At 74.4% G+C, this 19015-nt stretch carries 16 protein-coding genes; 11 read left to right on the plus strand and 5 right to left on the minus strand.

Features of this window, described 5'->3' with window-relative positions; genetic code table 11:
• Positions 1-24 precede the first annotated feature (24 nt).
• From ASD48_RS03765 to ASD48_RS03810, 11 genes are all read left to right on the plus strand, one after another.
• Complete coding sequence (locus ASD48_RS03765; RefSeq protein ID WP_057599899.1) at positions 25-351, plus strand: CU044_2847 family protein; 327 nt, start codon at positions 25-27, stop codon at positions 349-351.
• A complete protein-coding gene (locus ASD48_RS03770) occupies positions 348-2075 on the plus strand; it encodes a trypsin-like peptidase domain-containing protein (protein ID WP_057599900.1) in 1728 nt (575 codons plus the stop codon). The genes ASD48_RS03765 and ASD48_RS03770 overlap by 4 nt, the downstream gene beginning before the upstream one ends.
• Positions 2076-2155: 80 nt before the next feature.
• Positions 2156-3184: a MoxR family ATPase gene (locus tag ASD48_RS03775; RefSeq protein WP_057599901.1), complete on the plus strand. Its 1029-nt coding sequence runs from the start codon at positions 2156-2158 to the stop codon at positions 3182-3184.
• A 19-nt stretch (positions 3185-3203) separates the two neighbouring features.
• Positions 3204-6587: an SAV_2336 N-terminal domain-related protein gene (locus tag ASD48_RS03780; RefSeq protein WP_242432492.1), complete on the plus strand. Its 3384-nt coding sequence runs from the start codon at positions 3204-3206 to the stop codon at positions 6585-6587.
• A 242-nt stretch (positions 6588-6829) separates the two neighbouring features.
• The gene (locus tag ASD48_RS03785; protein WP_057599903.1) at positions 6830-8320 is read left to right on the plus strand and encodes an FAD-binding protein; all 1491 of its coding nucleotides are present in this window, start codon (positions 6830-6832) and stop codon (positions 8318-8320) included.
• Between the two features lie 219 nt (positions 8321-8539).
• Complete coding sequence (locus tag ASD48_RS03790) at positions 8540-9577, plus strand: rod shape-determining protein (protein ID WP_054238174.1); 1038 nt, start codon at positions 8540-8542, stop codon at positions 9575-9577.
• 257 nt (positions 9578-9834) lie between these two features.
• A complete protein-coding gene (locus ASD48_RS44095) occupies positions 9835-9975 on the plus strand; it encodes a hypothetical protein (protein ID WP_157880594.1) in 141 nt (46 codons plus the stop codon).
• A 458-nt stretch (positions 9976-10433) separates the two neighbouring features.
• Positions 10434-11642 carry a beta-ketoacyl synthase N-terminal-like domain-containing protein gene (locus ASD48_RS03795; RefSeq protein WP_282438171.1) on the plus strand — a complete coding sequence of 403 codons (1209 nt, stop codon included), beginning with the start codon at positions 10434-10436 and terminating at the stop codon, positions 11640-11642.
• Positions 11643-11671: 29 nt separating this feature from the next.
• The gene (locus tag ASD48_RS03800) at positions 11672-12187 is read left to right on the plus strand and encodes a hypothetical protein (RefSeq protein WP_057599905.1); all 516 of its coding nucleotides are present in this window, start codon (positions 11672-11674) and stop codon (positions 12185-12187) included.
• Entirely contained in the window at positions 12184-13653 is a 1470-nt protein-coding gene (locus ASD48_RS03805; RefSeq protein ID WP_057599906.1) for a class I adenylate-forming enzyme family protein, read from the plus strand. The genes ASD48_RS03800 and ASD48_RS03805 overlap by 4 nt, the downstream gene beginning before the upstream one ends.
• Positions 13650-14372: an alpha/beta fold hydrolase gene (locus tag ASD48_RS03810; protein WP_057599907.1), complete on the plus strand. Its 723-nt coding sequence runs from the start codon at positions 13650-13652 to the stop codon at positions 14370-14372. The genes ASD48_RS03805 and ASD48_RS03810 overlap by 4 nt, the downstream gene beginning before the upstream one ends.
• A gap of 75 nt (positions 14373-14447) precedes the next feature.
• On the opposite strand, the gene ASD48_RS03815 is transcribed toward ASD48_RS03810, so the two are convergent.
• The 5 genes from ASD48_RS03815 to ASD48_RS03835 are packed head-to-tail and all read right to left on the minus strand — an operon-like array spanning position 14448 to position 18943.
• Positions 14448-15302, minus strand: coding sequence for a hypothetical protein (locus ASD48_RS03815; RefSeq protein WP_057599908.1), 855 nt, complete (start codon positions 15300-15302; stop codon positions 14448-14450).
• The gene (locus ASD48_RS03820; protein ID WP_157880595.1) at positions 15299-16342 is read right to left on the minus strand and encodes a methyltransferase; all 1044 of its coding nucleotides are present in this window, start codon (positions 16340-16342) and stop codon (positions 15299-15301) included. Before ASD48_RS03820 ends, ASD48_RS03815 begins: the two co-directional genes overlap by 4 nt.
• A 59-nt stretch (positions 16343-16401) precedes the next feature.
• Positions 16402-17478 (minus strand): histidinol-phosphate transaminase, encoded by a 1077-nt coding sequence (locus tag ASD48_RS03825; protein WP_057599910.1) that lies wholly within the window; start codon positions 17476-17478, stop codon positions 16402-16404.
• Positions 17475-17870, minus strand: coding sequence for a hypothetical protein (locus ASD48_RS03830; RefSeq protein ID WP_057599911.1), 396 nt, complete (start codon positions 17868-17870; stop codon positions 17475-17477). Before ASD48_RS03830 ends, ASD48_RS03825 begins: the two co-directional genes overlap by 4 nt.
• A complete protein-coding gene (locus tag ASD48_RS03835; RefSeq protein WP_057599912.1) occupies positions 17870-18943 on the minus strand; it encodes a hypothetical protein in 1074 nt (357 codons plus the stop codon). Before ASD48_RS03835 ends, ASD48_RS03830 begins: the two co-directional genes overlap by 1 nt.
• Positions 18944-19015 lie beyond the last annotated feature (72 nt).

The following is a 19015-nucleotide window of genomic DNA, read 5'->3' on the forward strand; positions in this document are numbered from 1 at the left end:
TGGGTGAGGAGTTACGGGGGCACCGTGGACGGACTGGTGGAGTTCAGGACCGACGACGGTGCCGTGGTCGCCGTCGAGGCGGTCACGGAAGGGCGGCCCGGTTCCCGGCTCGTGGCCCGCGACGGGACGGTCCAGGCGGCCCGCACCTTCGAGGGCGCGCTGGACGGCGTGCGCGCGGCCGCCGAGTCCGCGCTGCGGGTGTTCCGCGACGGGACGTTACAACCCGACGGGGTGGAGATCGAGTTCGGGGTGAAGCTGTCGGCGGAGACCGGCGCGATCATCGCCAAGGGCACGGCGGAGGGCCACCTCGTCGTGCGGCTGACCTGGTCGCCCACCTCCCCCGCCGCATGAACAGCGCCGAATGGCACGCCCGGGTCGAGAGCGCGGGCCAGGTGGCGGGCGCGGGCTTCCTCGTCACCCCGCGCCGAGTGCTGACCTGCGCCCATGTCGTGGCGCAGGCCGACCCGGACGCCCTGACGGTGACCTTCACCGAACGCCCCGGCTCCCCCGCCGTACCGGCCCGGGTCGTCGCCGACGGCGGCTGGGGCGGCGGCACCACCGACCTCGGCGACCTGGCCGTCCTGGAGCTGGCGCACGAGGTCCCGGTCGCCCCGGCCGCGCTGGCCCCCGTGGACGCCGCCCACGACCGACGGCCCGACCGGCCCCGCAAGCTCGTCGTCTACGGCTTCCCGGTGGGCTTCGACGAGGGCACCCTCGCCGAATACCGCATCACCGCCACGCAGTTGCTCAACCGCGAGTGGATCCAGCTGGAGGCCTGGCAGCCCGGCGGCCAGCCGCTCGCCCCCGGGTTCAGCGGCGCCGCGGTCACCCTCGCGGACACCGGTGAGGTCGTCGGCATGGTCACCGCGGCCGCCGGTGACCGGGGCGTGCACAACGGGCGGATGATGCCCACCGAGGTCATGGCCCGCTACTGGCCCGACCTGGAGGGACTGGTCCCCACCTCCGACCACCGCACCGCCGACCGCGCCCGGCTGCGCGCACTGGTCGAGCGCGCCGTGCGCGCGGGCCTGGACGGCGATCCGGGGCGGCGCGTGCGGCTCTACGAGTCCGCCCGGGGTCCGCTGGACCCGGACGCGCCGGAGGAGGGGTTCGACTCGCTGTGGTCGGCGGCCCTGTTCGTGCTGTGCGAGGTCGACGGCGGCGACGCGGCGGCCACCGTCGCCCGCTTCACCGCCCATGTGGAGGCCCTGTTCCAGGCACCCGGCGACACCGCCGCCGAGACGGCCGCCGCCCCCGACTGGTCGCCCATCCTGGTCGACCTCCAGCACAGCGGGGCGGGCGACGGACACGTCCGGGTCGAGGTGTCCGCGTACAGCGGGGGCCGTCGGCATCCGGTCGGCTCCGGCACCGTCCCGCAGGCCGGGCTGCGCGCCTTCGTGCAGGACCGGATCGAGGCCGCCTTCCGGTATCTGACCCCCGGCTGCGACGAGTTGCTCGCGTTCGCGCTGCCCCGCGACTGGATCGACCTGCCCGTCGACCGCTGGGCGAGCACGCCCGACGACGACACCCCGCTCGGCTGTGTGTACCCGCTCGTCGTCACCGACCAGGCGCGCCGCAGGGCGGGTGTCCGGCACCAGCTGACCCGGGTGTGGAACCGGCTCGACGCGGCACCGGGCGCCCGGGTGCACCGGGTCGAGTGCGGCAGCCCCGAGGAGCCCCGCCGGCTCCGGGTGCGGCTGCGCCAGGACGACGCCTGTCTCGCCGGCTTCGCGACCGCCCCGGCCGCGTCCCACACCCGCCCGCACTTCGACACCTCGCTCAACGCGCCCGCGCCGATGGTCGTCTGGTCCCGCGACGGCTGCGCCGGCGGGCCCGACGCGTCCTGCGCCGGCGGAGACGGCTGCGCGGGCAAGACGTTCCTGGACGAGCTCGACTCCTGTGTGTCCGGTGTGTCGCCCGCCGAACTCCCGCGCCGGGTACTGGCGCTGCGTGAGGAGGCCGACGCGGAGGACGGCCACTGGGCCCAGGACATCCAGCTGCTGTGGGACGACCCGCGCCTCTTCGCCGACCCGCACGGCGACGCGCCCGGCCTCCCCCGCTCCCCCGTGACCTGAGCCGCGCCCGCGCCCGCCCCGCCCCCTTACCCACAACCGAGTCACGAGCCGCACGAGTCACAGCAGAGTTTCGGAGAACCATGCCGCACTGGTCCGTCTACACCGGGAACAGCGAGCCGCACGACGGCATCGACCGGCTGCCCGAGCCGCCGCCCTGGCGGGCGTTCGACGGCGAACCCGTCGTGCCGCCGCCGCGGGACGCCGACGACGAGGCGGCCGTCTCCCCCGACCGCGTCCACCGCGCCCGCTCGTACGTCGCCACCCCGGAGAGCGTCGAACTCGTCAACGCGGCCCTGGTGCTGCGCCGCCCGCTGCTGGTCACCGGTCCGCCCGGCACCGGCAAGTCCTCCCTGGCGTACGCGGTGGCGCGCGAGCTGGGACTCGGCCCGGTGCTGCGCTGGAACATCACCAGCCGCTCCACGCTGGCCGACGGCCTCTACCAGTACGACCCGCTGTCCCGGCTGTACGCAGCCCGGCAGGCGGCGTGGCGCGAACGGGACGGGGACGCCGGGGGCGGGGTCGAGGACCATCTGCGCCTCGGTCCCCTCGGCACGGCCCTGCTGCCCTACGAACGCCCCCGCGCCCTCCTCGTCGACGAGATCGACAAGAGCGACCTCGACCTGCCCAACGACCTGCTGAACGTCCTGGAGGAAGGCCAGTACGAGATCCCCGAGCTGATGCGCGCGGCCCGGCACTCCGCCGAGGACGTCACCGCCGGGGTCCTGGCCGACGACTCTGACGACCCGGTGGCCGTCACCCGGGGCCGGGTCCGCTGCCGTGCCTTCCCGTTCGTCGTCCTGACCAGCAACGGCGAGCGCGAGTTCCCGCCCGCCTTCCTGCGCCGCTGTGTCCGGCTGAAGCTGCGCCGCCCCGGCCGCGAACAGCTCACCGAGATCGTCCGGGCCCACCTCGACACCCCGCCCGGTGAGGCGGAACACCTCATCGACCGCTTCCTGACCCGCGCCGCCGACGGCGAACTCGCCACCGACCAGCTGCTGAACGCGCTCTACCTCACCGGAGTCGCCGGTCTGGACGCCGACTCCCGCGACGCACTGGCCGAACGGCTGATGCCGTACCTCAGCGCCACGGCGGACGGCGATGGCTTCTGAGGAGCAACCGGGGGGTGCCATGTCCGCCCTGGACCGGTTGACGACGCTGCTGACGGCCGCGGCGGACACCGCGCCCACCCCCCGAGAGCTGGCCGAACTGCTGTGGCTCGCCGGACTGTCGAGCGGTCCGGAGGAGGCATCGGGGCGGACAGCGCAGGCCGGGCCGGACGCGGCGGACGCGGCGGACCCGGCGTCCGCACAGGCCGAGCGGGATCCCGGCGGTACGCCCGACGGCCCGACCGGCAGCGGGCCCGGCCACGCGTACGCCGACCGTACGGCTGGGGGTACGTCGCCGAAGTCCGCGCCCGCCGACCCCGACGCCCGTGTCGCGCTCCACCTCCCCTCGCCCGCGCCCGCGCCCGCCGCCGATTCCGGCGACGGCGGCGGCCCCGGGAGCCGTCCCGTCCTCGCGCCCGCGCCTCCGATGCTCCCGCACCCCCTCGCCCTCCAGCGGGCCCTGCGGCCGCTGAAGCGCACGGTGCCCTCGGCCCGGGCCCGTCTCCTCGACGAGCGGGCCACGGCCGACCGCATCGCCCGGCTGGGCGCCCACCCGGACGTCTGGCTGCCCGTGCTGCGTCCTGCCCGCGACCGCTGGCTGCGCCTCAGCCTCGTCCACGACACCGGCCCGACGATGCCGGTCTGGCGGCCCCTGATCCGTGAACTGCACACCGTCCTGGCCCAGTCGGGCGTCTTCCGCACGGTCACCTCGTACCCGGCCACGCCCGACGGCGAGGCCCGGCAGGTTCCCCGCCCGGCGGACGGCCGGACGGTCACCCTGATCGTGAGCGACTGCATGGGCCCGCAGTGGCGCCCGGGGCCGGTGGGCGAGCGCTGGTACCGGACCCTGCGGCACTGGGCGACGCGGATGCCGCTGGCCGTCGTCCAGCCGCTCCCGGAGCATCTGTGGCCCATGACGGCCCTCCCGGCCGAGCCGGGTCTGCTCTTCTCGGCGACCCGGGCGGCCCCCCTCTCCGCGCTCACGTTCACCCCGTACGACCCGGAGAGCGCGCCCCGGCCCGGCGCGGCCCTCCCGGTCCCCGTGCTGGAGCCCGGCGCGCCCTGGCTGGCCAACTGGGCTGCGCTGGTCGCGAGTCCGGGCGGCGCGCGCACCCCGGGTGCGGTGGCCTGGCTGCCACCGGTGCCCGTCCCGCCCGGCTCCGCGGGACCGGACGCCGCCGACCCGGCCGAGCTGCCCGCCCAGGAGCTGGTCCTGCGTTTCCGCGCCACCGCCTCCCGGGAGGCGTTCCGGCTGGCCGGCCATCTGGCCCTGGCCGTCCCCTCGGTTCCGGTGATGCGCCTCGTCCAACGTGCGGTGAACCGCGACCCGCGCCCCCAGCACCTGGCCGAGGTGATCCTCAGCGGCATGCTGACCACCGTCCCGGGTCCGCCCGGCTCGTACGACTTCCGCCCCGGCGTACGCGACCTGCTGCTGCGCACCCTGCCGCGCACGACACGCGGCCGCACCCGCGAACTCCTGGACCGGATCGGCGGGTTGATCGACGAGCGCGCGGGCCTCACGACGGGCGAGTTCCGCGCGGAGACAGGCGGGACCGACGGCTCGGCCGGCGCCTTCGCGACGGTGAGCGCGGAAACGGTACGCAGACTGGGCGGAAGCATCGAGCCCCCCACGCCGCAGCCGGAAACCCCACCGGGGACCGAGCCGCCGGGGGCCGGGTCGCCGGAAGTCGGTGTAGGTGCGCGGCACGCTGTGCTCTTCGAGGCTGACGCCGATCTCACCGCCCGCCCCGAGGCTCGTATCAGCCTCGAATACGCCGTGCATGAGGTCCTCGCCCGTGGTGATCTCACGCCTCAGCAGTACGAGGTCCGTGTCCGGCCGAACGGGTATGCCGTCCGGATCCGGCCCGGGGCGTATCTGCTCCCGGTGCTCGCCGCCGCCCTGCGCGGGCTCCCCGGTCCGCTCGCCGAACCGGCCGGGGGGCCGCGTCTTCGGGTGACGTTCCAGGACGGGCCCGAGACACCCGCGCCCCCGCAGGGCGCGGCCCCCGTTCTCCTCACCGTCCCCCCGGCTCTCTACGCGGCCTTCGCCGACAGCTCCGCCGCCTCCGGGCCGCACCGCTTCCGGCCCCTGTTCGGCGACGCCCCGGACGCCCCGCCGCTCGCCTGGTACTGCCCGCTGCCGCCGGAGGAGGGCGCGGGCGGCGCGGCGGACGACCGCGACGACGTGCCGGAGCCGGTGCGCGGGCCCTTCCTCACCCGTGACCTGCGCCAGCTGGGCATCCCCGCGCCGGGCCGCACGGCGATCGTGCACACCCGTGCCGACAGCCCGCTCACCCTCCTCGACCCCGTCCTGCCCTACGCGGGCCGCCCACCGCGTCCGGCGACGTACTACGAGGTCGACCTGACGCCGCGGCACGCCGTCGAGCGGATCTCCCTGCCGAGCTCCGGGAAGGGCGCCTTCATCGCGGCCGTCGAGCTGACCTGGCGGGTCGACGACCCGGTGGCGTTCGTGCGGGCGGAGACGGCGGGCGTGGGCGAGCGGCTGCTGGCGCATCTGCTGGCGGCGGGCTCGCGCATCACGCGCCACCACTCCGTCCGCCGGGCGGCCGGCGCGCAGCGGGCGGTCAACTCCCAGCTCGGCAGGTGGCCGGTGCCGGGTGTGGCGGTGACCTGCGCGGTCACGCTCGCCCCCGACTACGCTCCGCCCCCCGAGGTGCACCGGCCTGCCGGCGGTTCCGGGCGCCCGCTCCAGGACCTGCTCGCCGGCGCCGAGACCGTACTGTTCGGCTTCGACGGCCCGCTGGCCCGGCTCTTCACGGCGACGACCGCGCGGGCGGCCGCCCTCGACCTGCTCGGGATCGTCGCCGAGCACCGCGACCCCGCGGACGCCCTGGCGGGCCGACCGCTGGGCAGCCCGGGCGCAGCAGCGGGCCGGGAGCTGTTCGTGCACCCGCTGGACGTGCTGCGGGCCTTCGCCCAGGACCGGCTGGGCCCGTTGCTGCGGGACCGTCTCGACCGGCTGGAGCTGAGCGCCGTACCGGACGCGCCCAGGACGCACCACTCCGTGGTCCTCGTCCGTACCCTGCACGACACCGGGCGCCGGGTCGGGGTGGCCACGGACGTCTGCGAAGCGGCCGTCCACCGCTGTCTGGAGTCCTACCGGCTGCCGCTGCGGGCCGGCGTCCACGGCCGCGACGACGACCTCGGCCTGCTGACCCCGAATCCGGACCGGCTGCTGCACGCCCTGCGGCCGTTCGACGCGCCCGCCGCCACCGGTGTCCTGATCGGCTCCACGCTCGCCGAGCTCGCCGCCGCCCGGGCGGCGGGTCTGCGCTTTCTCGGCCTCGCGCGCAATCCCACCGTCGAGCAGGCGCTGCTCGGGGCGGGCTGCGACGCGGTGGTCCCCTCCCTCACCCCGGTGCTGGAAGCGGCCCGAGCGCTGTAGCCCCCCGCGCGCTGTACGCCATCACGCGCTGCGGGCCGCCACACGCCCCTGCGCGCCGGCCGTACCGGGCGACGCACGTCCAGGCGCTCCCGCACCGGGCGATGCACCGCCAGGCGCTGCCGTACCGGGCGATGCACCGCCAGGGGCGGCCGTACCGGCGAAAAGCGGCACGGTGCGGGTCCAACTGACCTACCCTGACGGGTATTTGAAGATCTCATGAAGGTTTCGAGGGGGAAATCAGCATGCCCGGCACACCGTCAAGACGTACCGTCCTGCGCGGCCTCACGGTCACCGGAGCCGCGGTGATCGGCTTCGATCCCGGCGCCCGCAGCTGGGCCGCGACCACGGCCGACGCCGACTCCGGGGCCGTCACGGAACTGGCCAGGGTTCCCCGGCTGGACGGCACGCTGGTCACGGACGACCCCGCCCTCACGGCGGCGGCCGACGACTACGGACACATCGTGCACCGGCGTCCCTCCGCGGTGCTGCGCCCGGGCTCGGTCCGTGACGTCGTCACCATGGTCCGCTTCTGCCACGACCACTGCCTGCCGGTCGCCCCGCGCGGCCAGGGCCACGCCCCGTTCGGCCAGGCGCAGGTGGAGGGCGGTCTGGTCATCGAGACCGCGACACTCGCGGGCATCGGCCCGCTGGGGCCCGACAGCACCACCGTCACCGTCGGCGCGGGCGCCAGATGGAGCGCGGTGGCCCGGGCCACGCTCGCGCACGGCCTCACCCCGCCCGTCTTCACCGACTACCTCGAGCTCTCCGTCGGCGGCACCCTGTCGGTGGGCGGTCTGGGCGGCCAGGCACACCGGTACGGCGCCCAGGTCGACAACGTGACCGAACTGCGGGTCGTCACCGGGGCGGGCGAGCTGGTGCGCTGCTCCCCGTCCCGGCGCGCCGACCTCTTCCACGCCGTGCTGGCCGGCCTCGGCCAGTGCGCCGTCATCGTCGAGGCGACGCTGCGTCTGGTCCCCGCGCCCGCGACCGTACGGCGCTACCAGCTGACCTACGACGACCTGACGGTCTTCCTCGACGACCAGCGCCACCTGGTCCAGGACGGCCGTTTCGACTACGTCGAGGGACAGGTCCACGCGGACGACGCCGGGGCGTTCGGGGTCCACGTCCTGGAGGCGGTGGCCTACGGCCCGCCGGTGGGCCCCGCACCGGACGACACGGCACTGCTGCGCGGCCTGCGCCACGACCCCGCGAGTGTCCAGGCCACCGACCAGCCCTACTACGACTTCCTCGACCGGCTGGCCCCCGTCGTCGCCGCCATGAAGGCGGCCGGGATCTGGACGTATGCCCACCCCTGGCTCAACCTCATGCTGCCCGGCACCTCCGCCGCGGCTCTCGGCGCGCGGATCCTGGGCGGGCTCACCCCGGCCGACGTGGGCCCCGGGGCCGTCATCCTCTTCTACCCCCTGCGCGGCGACCGCCTCACCACCCCGCTGCTGCGCAGCTCCGACGACGCCGTGTCGTACCTGTTCGACGTGCTGAGCGCCGCTCCGCCGGACGACACCGCCGCCGTCGACCGTCTTCTGGCGACCAACCGCGCCGCCTACGAGGCCACCGCCGCGGCCGGCGGCACCCACTACCCCGTCGGCAGCATCCCCTTCACGCCCGCCGACTGGCGCACCCACTTCGGGCCGGCCTGGCCGGCCCTGAGGTCGGCGAAGCAGACGTACGACCCGCGGGGGATCCTCGTCCCGGGGCAGGGCATCTTCGGCTGATCCGGCCGCGCGCCTCCCCGACCTGACTGTATTTCATACTTACTTTGGGCAGGTGAGACAAAACCCCCATTCGGGCGCGCCTCGCCCGGCCCACCAGAAAAGGCGGCCCCCTCCCGGCCCCCGCACTATGCGAAGGAGGCCGACCGCCCGGCGGCCCACACACGAGAGGCCCGCCGGCCCGGCGAGCCCCCACGGTCTGTGCTCTCGGGAGGACCTGCCATGACCGCCAGTCTGGAGCAGCTGCGCCGCTGCCACTTCGCCGTCGACCTGGGAGCGGCGCGGACGCGGGTCTATGTGAAGGGGGCCGGGCTCGTCGTCGACCAGCCGTCCGCCGCCGCGGTGAACACCCGCACCGGTGCGCTGATCGCGGTCGGCGAGTTCGCCGAGAAGATGACCGGGCGCACGCCGCACTACATCCGGGTGGTGCGCCCGGTCTCCGGCGGCACGGTCGTCGACATCGAGATGGCGCAGCGCATGCTGCGCCATCTGCTCGGCGACAAGATCCGCCGCCAGCTGCGCCGCAAGCCGTTCCTGCGCGCCGCCGCCTGCACCCCGCACGACGCCGATCCGCTCGCCCAGCGCGCCGCGATCGAGACCCTGGTGGGCCTCGGCGCCCGCCGTGTGGAACTCGTCGACACGCTGATCGCCGCCGCCGTCGGCTGCGGACTGCCCGTCGAGCGCCCCGAGGCCACCATGATCATGGTGTGCGGGGCGGCCGCCACCCAGGTCGCCGTGCTCTCCCTCGGCTCGATCGTGACCGCCGAGCGGATCCCGGTGGGCGGTGAGGCCGTGGACCACGCGATCGTCCAGCACCTGCGCCACGAGCACGAGTTGATGCTGCCCAGCCAGTCCGTCCGGCCCCTGCAGGTCGCCCTCTCCGGCAACGGCCTCACCCCGCAGGGCCCCGCGTCCACCGAGATCCACGGGCGGGACGTGGCCACCGGCCTCGCCCGTTCCGTGCAGGTCGACACCGCGGCCGTACGGGACGCCATCGAGACCCCGCTGACCGCCGTGCTCGACGGCATCGGCAGGGTGCTGCGCGAGTGCCCGCCCGACCTGGTCGCCGACCTGGCCGACCGCGGGATCATGATGGTCGGCGGTTCCGCGCTGCTGCCGGGCTTCGACCAGATGCTGCGGCAGGCCACCGGGATGCCGGTGCACATCGCGGAACGGCCCGACATCTGCGCCGCCCAAGGCCTGGGCGCCATGCTGGAGGGCAAGATCGAACCGCTGACCCTGGACCCGCTGGGCGCCTGAGCCCGGGGACCGGCCACCGGGACCGGCCCGCCGCACCTTCCGCGCGCCGTCCTCGGCGTCGGCTCCGGGCGCCGTCCGGCACGCCACCCTCCAGCGCGTCGCGGACGCCGCCGCCGAGCCGGCCGGCGCCCGGCACGCGATCCTCACTCACCACGACCGGTCCGGGCCGGGAGGACCGCGCTGGCGTCCACACCGCCGGTCCGTCCCGGGTCCCGCACGTCCCGCGGGGGCCGGGCCCGTGGGAGCCGCCGGTCGACGTGGACGGCGAGCCGTTCGGGCGGCGCCTCCATCCGGCCGAAAAGGACGGCCACGGAGGGAAGTTCACCGCCGGGGACGTCCGGCTGCCGGAGGTCCTCGCCGCCCGGGCCCGTCCGGCGATCGGCAACGCCCGCCGGTAGGCCGCCCTCCCCGGCTTCCCGGCGGCCACCCGGTTCACCGGCCCGGTCGAGGGCCGGATCCCGGAGGACCGCCGGGCATCTCCTCACCGCCCTGCGCCGTGCGCCTGCCGCCGCGTGCGGCCGCCAGGACGCCTCCCGCGTCGAGGTGGTGATCGACGCGACGGCCGCCCTGGCCGACCGCCGGGCCGGCGTACGGCGTACGGCTCACGGCTCACGGCTCACGGCTCACGGCTCACGACGGCGGGGGTGCCGGGGGCGACGGGGGTACCGGGGACGACGGGACGACCGTGACGTGGCAGGCGCCGGTGTGAGCTCGACCTGCGTCCCTTGCCACCCCAGAACTCCTTCGTTAAAATACGATTGCGGTATGCAAATAGAATTTCGATCGGCAAATCGGGGTTACGCGGCTCCCGCAGAGCTTCGCTCAGAGCGTTTATCGGAACACCGGGGGGATTTAATTGGGGGGTTTCCGCAGAGCCGACCGCGATCGGGCCGTATGCATCACCGGAATGGGCTGGACCACAGCACTGGGTGACGGTCTCGACGAGGTGTGGCAGCAGCTGACGAGCGGGCGCGTCGGCATCCGGGAGTCGGCGGGCGACGGCCGTCCACCCGCCGCCCTCCTGACGGACGGAGGTCCGGGCGGAGGTCCGGACCGCGGGGCGGACCGCCGGGAGGAGCGCGGGGCGGACAGGCCTCCGTCCGAGCGGCAGATCTCGCTCGCCGTGACCACCGCGGCCGCCGCCCTGCGCGACGCGGGCTGCCCGGCCGGGGACGTCGACACGCTGGTGCTCGGCAGCAGCCTCGGCCCGCACCTGGACGACGCCGCCGAGACCTCGCCGCACACCCTGACGTCCGCCGTCGCCGAACAGCTGGGGGTGGCCCGGTCCGCTTCGGTGAGCACCGCCTGCTCCTCCGGCGCCGACGCCGTGCTGGCCGGCGCCGCCCTGCTCACCGGCGGTGAGGCGGAACGCTGCCTGTGCGGCGGCATCGACCTGCTCACCGAGGGCAAGCTCCTCGGACACCGGGCGCTCGGCACCCTCTCCGCGTCCGGCACCGTCCGCCCCTTCGACACCGACCGGGACGGCACCCTCTTCGGCGAGGGCGCCGGCTTCCTGCTGCTGGAGACCCGGGCCTCGGCCACGGCGCGCGGCGCCCGGATCCTGGGCGAGCTGCGCGGCTGGGGCGCGTCCAACGACGGCACGGGGCCGACCGCCCCGGACGAGACCGGGGCCGGCGCGGTCCTCGCCGTCCGGCGCGCCCTCGCCAGGGCCGGGGCCGACGCCCGGGACATCGCGGTGATCAACGCCCACGGCACCGGCACCCGCGCCAACGACACGGCGGAGGCGGCGTGTTACCGCACGGTCTTCGGTCCGAAGTCGGAGGCGGTCGTGTTCGCGACCAAGCCCGCCTTCGGCCACACCCTCGGCGCCACCGGCGCCCTGGAGGCCATCGCCCTGCTCCTCGCGCTGCGGCACGGCAGCGTGCCCCCGCTCCCGCACACCCGCACCGTCATGCCGGAACTGGCCCTGCCGCTGGCCGCGGACGGTCCCCGGGAGTTCACCGGTTCCCTCGGCATCAGCCTCACCCTCGGCTTCGGCGGCTTCAACACCTGCCTGCTGCTGGCGGCCGACGAGCCGCGGACCGCGGTCGGGGGCGCCGCGTGAACCCGGCGCAGTGGTGCCCCGCGGGAGCCGTGATCACCGGTTCCGCCCTGGTCGAGACCGACGACCCGGGCACGGTCGGGCGCCGCGTCCCCGGGGTGTACGCCGACCCGGTGGCCTGGCTGATGGCCGAGACCGTGGCGGCCGCGCTGGAGAACTGCGGCGACGCCGCGCCGGACCGGCCCGAGGAGGTCGGGGTCATCGGGGTGAGCGAGCGGGCCACGCGCCACACCCTGCGCGCGCTCGCCGGGTCCGTCCCCGGCGGCCGGATCTCCCCGATGCGGTTCGCGGGCGCCGGAGCCGGCTCGCTCGTCGGTGTCGTCTGCTCGGCGTTCGGGTTCCACGGGCCGGTGTCGATGCTGCCCATGCCCCTCACCCCGGCCGTGCCGCTCACCAGAGCACTGTGCGGCGACTGGCTGCTGGGCGACCCGCCGAGCGCCGCACACGTCCTGGTCGTCACCCACGAAGTCGACGACGAAGGCAAGCACCGGGCGCACTGCCTGGTCGTCAGTGGGCCGACGCCCACGCGGAGGCCCCGGAGAACATGACCTCGCAGAACACCACCCCACGGAACACGACCACACCGGGCACGACACCGCCCGGCACGACCTCGCCTGACCTGGCCGATCCGCTCCTCGACCCCGCCGTCGTCGGCGACTTCCTGAGCCGTGTCGAGGATCTGTCCCGTACCGAGGATCCGGGCGGCCCGGCGGGGCTGCCCGCCCTGATCGACCGGTTCGCGGCCCTGCCGGCCCCGCCCGGCGCCGTCGTCGTCATCGCGCTGCCGAACGGCATCCGGGCGCTGCGGTTCTTCTTCGCCGTCGCGCTGGCCGGACACACCCCCGTGCTGCTCTCCCCCTCCACCCCGGTCTCCCGGGTCCGCGAGGTGGCCCGCGAACTGGGCGCCTGCGCACTGGTCAGGGCGGCCGTGCGGGCCGAGGCGTACGGCGTCACCGACGTCACCCGCACCGGCGGCGCCGACGTCGGACTCTTCACCGGCCGGCCGTATCTGCACCACGGACCGGGCCACGTCATCCTGATGAGCTCCGGCACCTCCGGCATGGCCACCGGATGCCTGCACGGCATCGACGCCCTGCTGCGCAACGCCCGCCGCCACGGCCGCTCCCTCGGCCAGCGCGCCGCCGACACCACCCTGGTCAGCCTGCCCGTCTACTACTCCTACGCGCTGGTCGCCCAGGTCCTCGGCGGCCTCGCGCACGGCTCGCGGCTGGTCATGGCGGGACCGCCGTTCTCGGTGGCCGACTACCTGGCCACGGTCGCCGGCCGGGGCGTCACCCTCTCCTCGCTCACCCCGAGCCTGGTCAAGTCCGTGGTCACCGCGGGCGGCGAACTGCCCGCGCCGCTGCGCACGCTGACCGTGGGCGGACAGGCGCTCGACCCGTCGTACGTCTCCCGTCTGCTGAAACTCAACCCCGAGCTGGGTCTGTACATCACCTACGGGCTGACCGAGGCCGGACCGCGGGTGTCCACCCTCGCCGCCCACCGGGAGCCCCCGCACCGGCACGGCTCGGTGGGGGTCCCGCTGGACGGCGTCGAGGTGCTCACCCGGCCCACCGACACCGGGGAACGGGAACTGCTCGTGCGCTCCGACACCGTCTACCGCAGGCGGGTCGGCGAACCCGCGCCGTCCAAGCGCGGTGATCTGATCGAGCCCGGCCTGCTGGCCACCGGCGACATCGGACACGTCGACGACGACGGGTACGTCTACGTGCACGGCCGCTCGTCGGACTTCGCGATGGTGCGCGGCGAGAAGGTGTCGACGGCGACGGTGCGCCGGGCCGCGGAGTCGCTGCCCGGGGTGGTCCGCGCCGCGACCAGGATCGCCGTCGTGGACGACGACTCCGCCGTCCTCGAGCTCGACGTCTTCGTCGACGACGCCGTACCGCCCTCCGAGGCGGAGATGCGGCGGCACCTGCGGTCCCTGCTGACCCGCAACGAACTGCCGCTGACGGTCCGGATCCAGTCGCTGCGCGCGGGCGAGCACCACAAGTGACGGGCCCGGAACCGCTCACCCTGTACTGCGTGCCGCACGCCGGCGGCTCCGCGCGCAGCTTCGTGCGCTGGCGGCGCGAGCTGCCGGCCGGGCTGCGCGCCCGGCCGCTGGAGATCGCGGGCAAGGGCCTGCGCTCCCGTGAACCGCGGGCGGCGACCCTGCGGGCGGCCGCCGCGGACCTCGCCCGCCGGCTGGACCCGTCCGGCCGGTACGCGCTCCTCGGGCACAGCATGGGCGGCCTGCTCGCCTACGAGACGGCCCTCGCCCTGCACGCCCTGGGCCGGCCCGCGCCCGAGTTCGTCGTGGTGGCCGCCGCCCGTCCGCCGCACCTCCTCGGCACCTCCTCGTACGGCCCGCTGCTCGCCCTGGGCGACGACGCGCTGCTCGACGCGCTAGCGGAGAACGGCCGGATCCCGGCGGAGGTGCGCCGGTCACCGATGCGGCACCAGTTCGTGCCGGTCATCCGCGGCGACCTCGCGCTGCTTGCCGGCCACCGGCCCGACCCCGAGCCGCGGCCCCTCCCGAGCGACCTCGTCGCCTGGTACGGCGGCGGCGACGCGGACACCCCGCCCGAGGTGATGGACGGCTGGCGGCACTACACCCGGCGCGCACACGTCGGCGAGGCCTTCGACGGCGGCCACTTCTTCCTCCATGAACGCTTCGAGGAGGTCGCGGCCCGGCTCCTGGGCCTGGCCGCACAGCAGCGAGCGGACCGCTGACCCGGAAGGTCGGCGGCCCGCTCGCTCGCTCGCTGCGCGGTGCCCGGAGGGGGGATTCCGGGCCGGGCAGCGGTGTCAGTGCTGCACCGGGCAGCCGTTCCCACCGCCGCGCACCGGGGCGTCGGTGTCGTGCCGGGTGCCGAGCAGCCAGTACGCGTCCTCCGCCGCCCGCCACAGTTCCGGAAAGAGCGCCAGCTGCGAGCGGGACTCCAGCGTCGCCAGGGACCGGCCGCCCAGGCTCTGCGGCAGCTCCAGCTGCTCGTCGCCCTCCTCGTTCCCCTTGCGCAGCCCGGGCTGGCCGCCCAGCTGCGACCAGACCATGATCAGGTGGTGCTGCTTCCAGCCGAGGACACTGCCGTCCAGCCGCAGCATCGCCTCCCGTACCAGGGCCAGCGACTGCGACCCGGACGAGCGGGGGCCGTCGTAGCCGTCGTCCTGCTGGGCGATCACGTCCTGGAGGGACAGCCCGGCGCGCTCCACCGCCTGCTCGTAGGCCTTCCAGACCGGACGGGCCACCCGCCGCAGATTGCGGTAGCCGGGCGAGTCCAGGCCGGTGGCGTCCTCGGGGAGCGCGTTGCGCATCATCAGCAGGCTGTGCTGCGGCAGGTGGTCGGTGAGCAGCCGCACCGCCTGGACGGTGACCTCGCTGAGCCCGGTGGCCCGGTCGAACATACGGACCGCCTGGTGGTACCGGTCCTGGTCCAGGTGCCCGATGGCCCGGCGCAGCTCGTAGTGCACCTGTACCCAGGCGTACTCGGTGATGAGGTGGGTGACCTGGAAGAACCGCTGGTCGGGGTGTTCCGTCTCGCTCTCCGGAACCAGTGCGCCGAGGGCGTCGGTGAGATGCAGGACGTTCTCGTAGTTGCTGCCCCGGTCGAAGTCGTAGGAGAGCAGCGCGTTGGGCTCGTCCGGGTTCAGCGAGCGCTTCACCGGGTCTCCTCTTTGGTGTACTCGACCAGCCAGTGGCCGGGCAGCTCGAACTTCGTGGAGCCGGTGAGGGTGAGCCCGACTTCGGCGCCGAGGTCGCGCAGATCGTCCATGCTGCGTTCCCGGCCGCCGAGCAGGACCAGCATCAGCAGGTCGGCATAGCTCGCCATCACGGGGTCCTTGCCGCTGTCCAGCAGCCGCTCGACGACCACGACCCGCCCGCCGGGCGCGAGCGCCGCCGAGCAGCGGCCGAGGATGCGGACGGCGTCCCGGTCGCTCCAGTTGTGGAGCGTGTTGGCGATCAGATAGACGTCCCCGCCGGCCGGGACCGGCTCGAAGAAGCTGCCCGCGACCAGCTCGCAGCGGTCGGACACCGGGGCGGTGACCCCGCCGGCCTCGTCGATGACGCTCGGCAGCTCCAGCAGCGTGCCGCGCAGCTCCTGGTGCTCGGTGAGCAGCTTCAGCAGCAGGGAGCCGTTGCCGCCGCCGACGTCCACGACGTGCCCCACGGACGCCCAGTCGTAGATCCGGGCCAGTTCCGGCACGAGCCGGTCCGCGATCCGGGCGATACCCGCGTTGAAGGACTTCTCGATGTCGGGGTGCGCCTCCAGGTCCTTCCAGAAGGGCCGCCCGTGCGCCTGCTCGTACACCGGCAGTCCGGTGCGTACGGCGTCCATGAGCCGGCCGACGGCCGGTTCGAAGCGGGCCTCCATGGGCCGGCTGGGGTCCTCGTAGTCCAGCCAGCGGCGCAGATTGCTCGGGTGGTCGCCGAGCAGCACCCGGCCCACGTCGGTGAGCTCGTACGTCCGCTGCCGCGACGCGCTGTCGGTCGTCTCCTCGAACAGGCCGAGGAGGCTGACGTAGTGCAGGACGCGGCCCAGGGACTGCTCGTCGGTGCCGGTCTCGGCGGCCAGGGCGGCCGCGGTCCGGTGCCCCTGCTCGACCAGGTCGGGCAGGCGGAGTGTCGCGGTCACCCGCACGGCGGTGGGGGTGAACCCGGAGCCCAGGGCGAGGATCGTGTTCAACGGGTCTTGGCGGAACACCAAAAGCCTCCAGTCGTTCTCGTTCGGTCGGTCGTTTCGCCGGGCGTTCCGGTGGAAATTCAGGGCGTGCGTTCGATCTCGTCCAGGGCGTCGAGGAACCGCACGAGGTCCTTTTGTTCGCCGAGCGACGTGCGCAGGTATCCGGGAAATCCGAACAGCCCCGCATTGCGAACGAGAATGCCGAAATCGGCGGCGAGACGATCCTGCGCGCGGGCACAGTCCCGGGCCGCGACGGCGACGAAGTTGGTCACGGAGGGCAGATGGGCGCGCCCGCGCCGGTCCAGTTCGCCGACGAACCAACGGCGCCGCTCGGCCGTGGACCGGCGTACTCCGTCGACGAAGTCCCGGTCGCCGAGGGCGGCGGTCGCGGCCGCCTGGGCGAGCCGGTTCACGCTGAAGGGCAGGGCGCGCAGGGTCCCCCGCAGCCCGGCGATCAGCTCGGGCCGGCCGACGGCGTAGCCGACGCGCAGCGCGGCCAGGCCGTAGGCCTTGGAGAAGGTGCGCAGCGCGACGACGGGCGCGCCCGCGTCCAGCAGATCGCGGGTCTGCGGGGTGTCGGGGTCGGCGAACTCCATGTACGCCTCGTCGAACACCAGCGGAACCCCGTTGCGGCCGGAGGCGTCGACCAGCGCGGCCAGCTCCCGCCGGGTGAGGGCCGCGCCGCTGGGGTTGTGCGGGTTGCACAAGTAGCCGATCCCGTGTCCGGGCAGCCGCGCGGCGAAGGCGGAGGCGTCGACGGCGGTGCCGCTCAGCGGTACGGCGCTGCAGCCGCGCCCGGTGAGCTCCAGACAGGCCCGGTAGCCGGGGAACGTACCGTCGGTGACGAGCCCGGGAAGGCTCCGGTCGCCGAGGGTGAGGGCGGTGGCCAGGACGAGTTCGTCACTGCCGTTGGCGACCGCGATGTGGTTCGGGCCGACACCCCAGTGCGCGGCGAGCGCCCGCACCAGTTCCTGCCGCTCGGGGTCCGGGTAGACGTTGACCCGCCCCAGTTCACGCTCGGCCGCCCGCACGGCCGCCTTGCTGGCGCCGTGGGGACTCTCGCTGAGGTGCAGCCGGATCAGGTCGTCGGCGCCGGGGACACTCGTGTTGAACGCCTTGCCGGCCGCCGGGGCGGCCTGGCCCGCGGCCGGGGTCACAGGCTGTCCCCCAGGAGGACGCCGAAGCAGTAGCTGCCGACCTCCGCCTCCAGGGTCAGGAAGCAGTGTTCGCTGCCGGCCGGGATCCGCATGACGGCCGGGGAGAGCAGTTCATGGCGGCTGCCGTCGAGTTGGACCTCGATGCGGGCGCCGCCCTTGTTCGGGGAGACCAGCAGGTAGAGCTCGTCGACCGGGTGGGTGTGCGGCGCGGCGACCGGCTTGCCCACCAGGGTGCTGAGTTCACCGCCGGCGAGCTGCACGGGCAGGCCGCCGAACATGTCCGCGGTGAGGTAGAAGGGCGCGGGCTGGTGATGTCCGGCCACGGCGAGGGGGATGGGCAGATCCTCCACGATCTCGGGGCCGGTGGGGCCGTTGGGACATCGCTCGCTCATCACTGGGCCTCCAGGACGAACAGATAGGTGTGGGGGGCGCCGAAGGGAACCGTGCGGCGCAGGTGCAGCCCGCCCTCGTGGAAGAGGTTCTCGTACTCCTCGCGCGTGTAGACCGGGACGCCCATGAGCGCGTGGGCGAGCTCGAAGCCGCTGGAGAAGACGGGCAGCGTGTCCTTCTCGCCGCGAGGCCGGACGGTGGTGTCGGCGAGCAGGAAGGTGTGCGCGCGCGGGAACGCCTTGCGCAGCGCCGGGATGACGTCCGTCCTGGTGGTGGGGTCGACGAGCAGGTCGTGCAGGAACATGAAGCTCATCGCGACGTCCACCTGGTCGGCGCCCTCGATGCGGCGGCCCCGGAAGAGGACGTCGAGGACGTCGGCGCAGATCGGCTGGACGCGGTCGGCCAGCTCGTGCCGTTCGACGGTGCCGGCCGCCAGCGCGGTGGCCGAGGCGCTGATGTCCAGGCCCAGACCGCGGGCGCCGGGACGGGACTTGACGAGGCGGCACACGCGCTCGCTGATCCCGCTGCCGAGGTCGGCGATGACGGAGAAGTCGAGTGCGGCGATCTGCTCGTCGAGCAGGTTCCGCATCAGCGCCATGTCGGCCTGCGCCGAGCCGAGCGCCACCATGCCCTCGTCGCGCAGCACGTCCTTGCCGAAAGCGCGTTCCCCCCGCGCGATGGACGCGGCGTTGGCGAAAACGTCGTGGTACCCGCCCACGCCCCAGGTGAAGAACCCTATTTTCCGGCGGAGGTCGCCCCAGGCCGGCGTGGGTGTCACCCGGTCGTCGAGGACGTCGAGATACCCGAAGGCCTCCGCCGCCGACAACAACTGGCGGAAAACCCTTTCATCAAGCTGTCGGCGCCAGCAGTACTCGGGCACGTCGAGCCGGTCGGCCGTGTCGAACCAGGCGAACAGCCCCAGTTGCTCCAGGGCGAAAACGACATGGGTGGAAATGAATCCGTTGAACGCGGTGTCGGCATCGAGCGGGGTGCTCGCGGCGCCCTGCCATTCGGCGGGACGGAAAACGCTTTCACCTAACTCTTGGAGGCCGTCACGGGAAAGGGGAGCAGTCACGAGAAGTGCCTTCCTTGTTTCGGTCGAATGCCGAGCTCCGGTCGATCCGACGTCGAGTCGGCCTTGAGGCGG

This window comes from Streptomyces sp. Root1310 (genome assembly GCF_001426425.1).
Taxonomy (GTDB): Bacteria; Actinomycetota; Actinomycetes; order Streptomycetales; family Streptomycetaceae; genus Streptomyces.

Bases quoted from the DNA above. Each gene is read 5' to 3' on its own strand.
- ASD48_RS03780 (WP_242432492.1), top strand. From the start codon at position 3,204: ATGTCCGCCCTGGACCGGTTGACGACGCTGCTGACGGCCGCGGCGGAC.
- ASD48_RS03785 (WP_057599903.1), top strand. From the start codon at position 6,830: ATGCCCGGCACACCGTCAAGACGTACCGTCCTGCGCGGCCTCACGGTC.
- ASD48_RS03830 (WP_057599911.1), bottom strand. From the start codon at position 17,870: ATGAGCGAGCGATGTCCCAACGGCCCCACCGGCCCCGAGATCGTGGAG.
- ASD48_RS03775 (WP_057599901.1), top strand. From the start codon at position 2,156: ATGCCGCACTGGTCCGTCTACACCGGGAACAGCGAGCCGCACGACGGC.
- ASD48_RS03805 (WP_057599906.1), top strand. From the start codon at position 12,184: ATGACCTCGCAGAACACCACCCCACGGAACACGACCACACCGGGCACG.
- ASD48_RS03790 (WP_054238174.1), top strand. From the start codon at position 8,540: ATGACCGCCAGTCTGGAGCAGCTGCGCCGCTGCCACTTCGCCGTCGAC.
- ASD48_RS03770 (WP_057599900.1), top strand. From the start codon at position 348: ATGAACAGCGCCGAATGGCACGCCCGGGTCGAGAGCGCGGGCCAGGTG.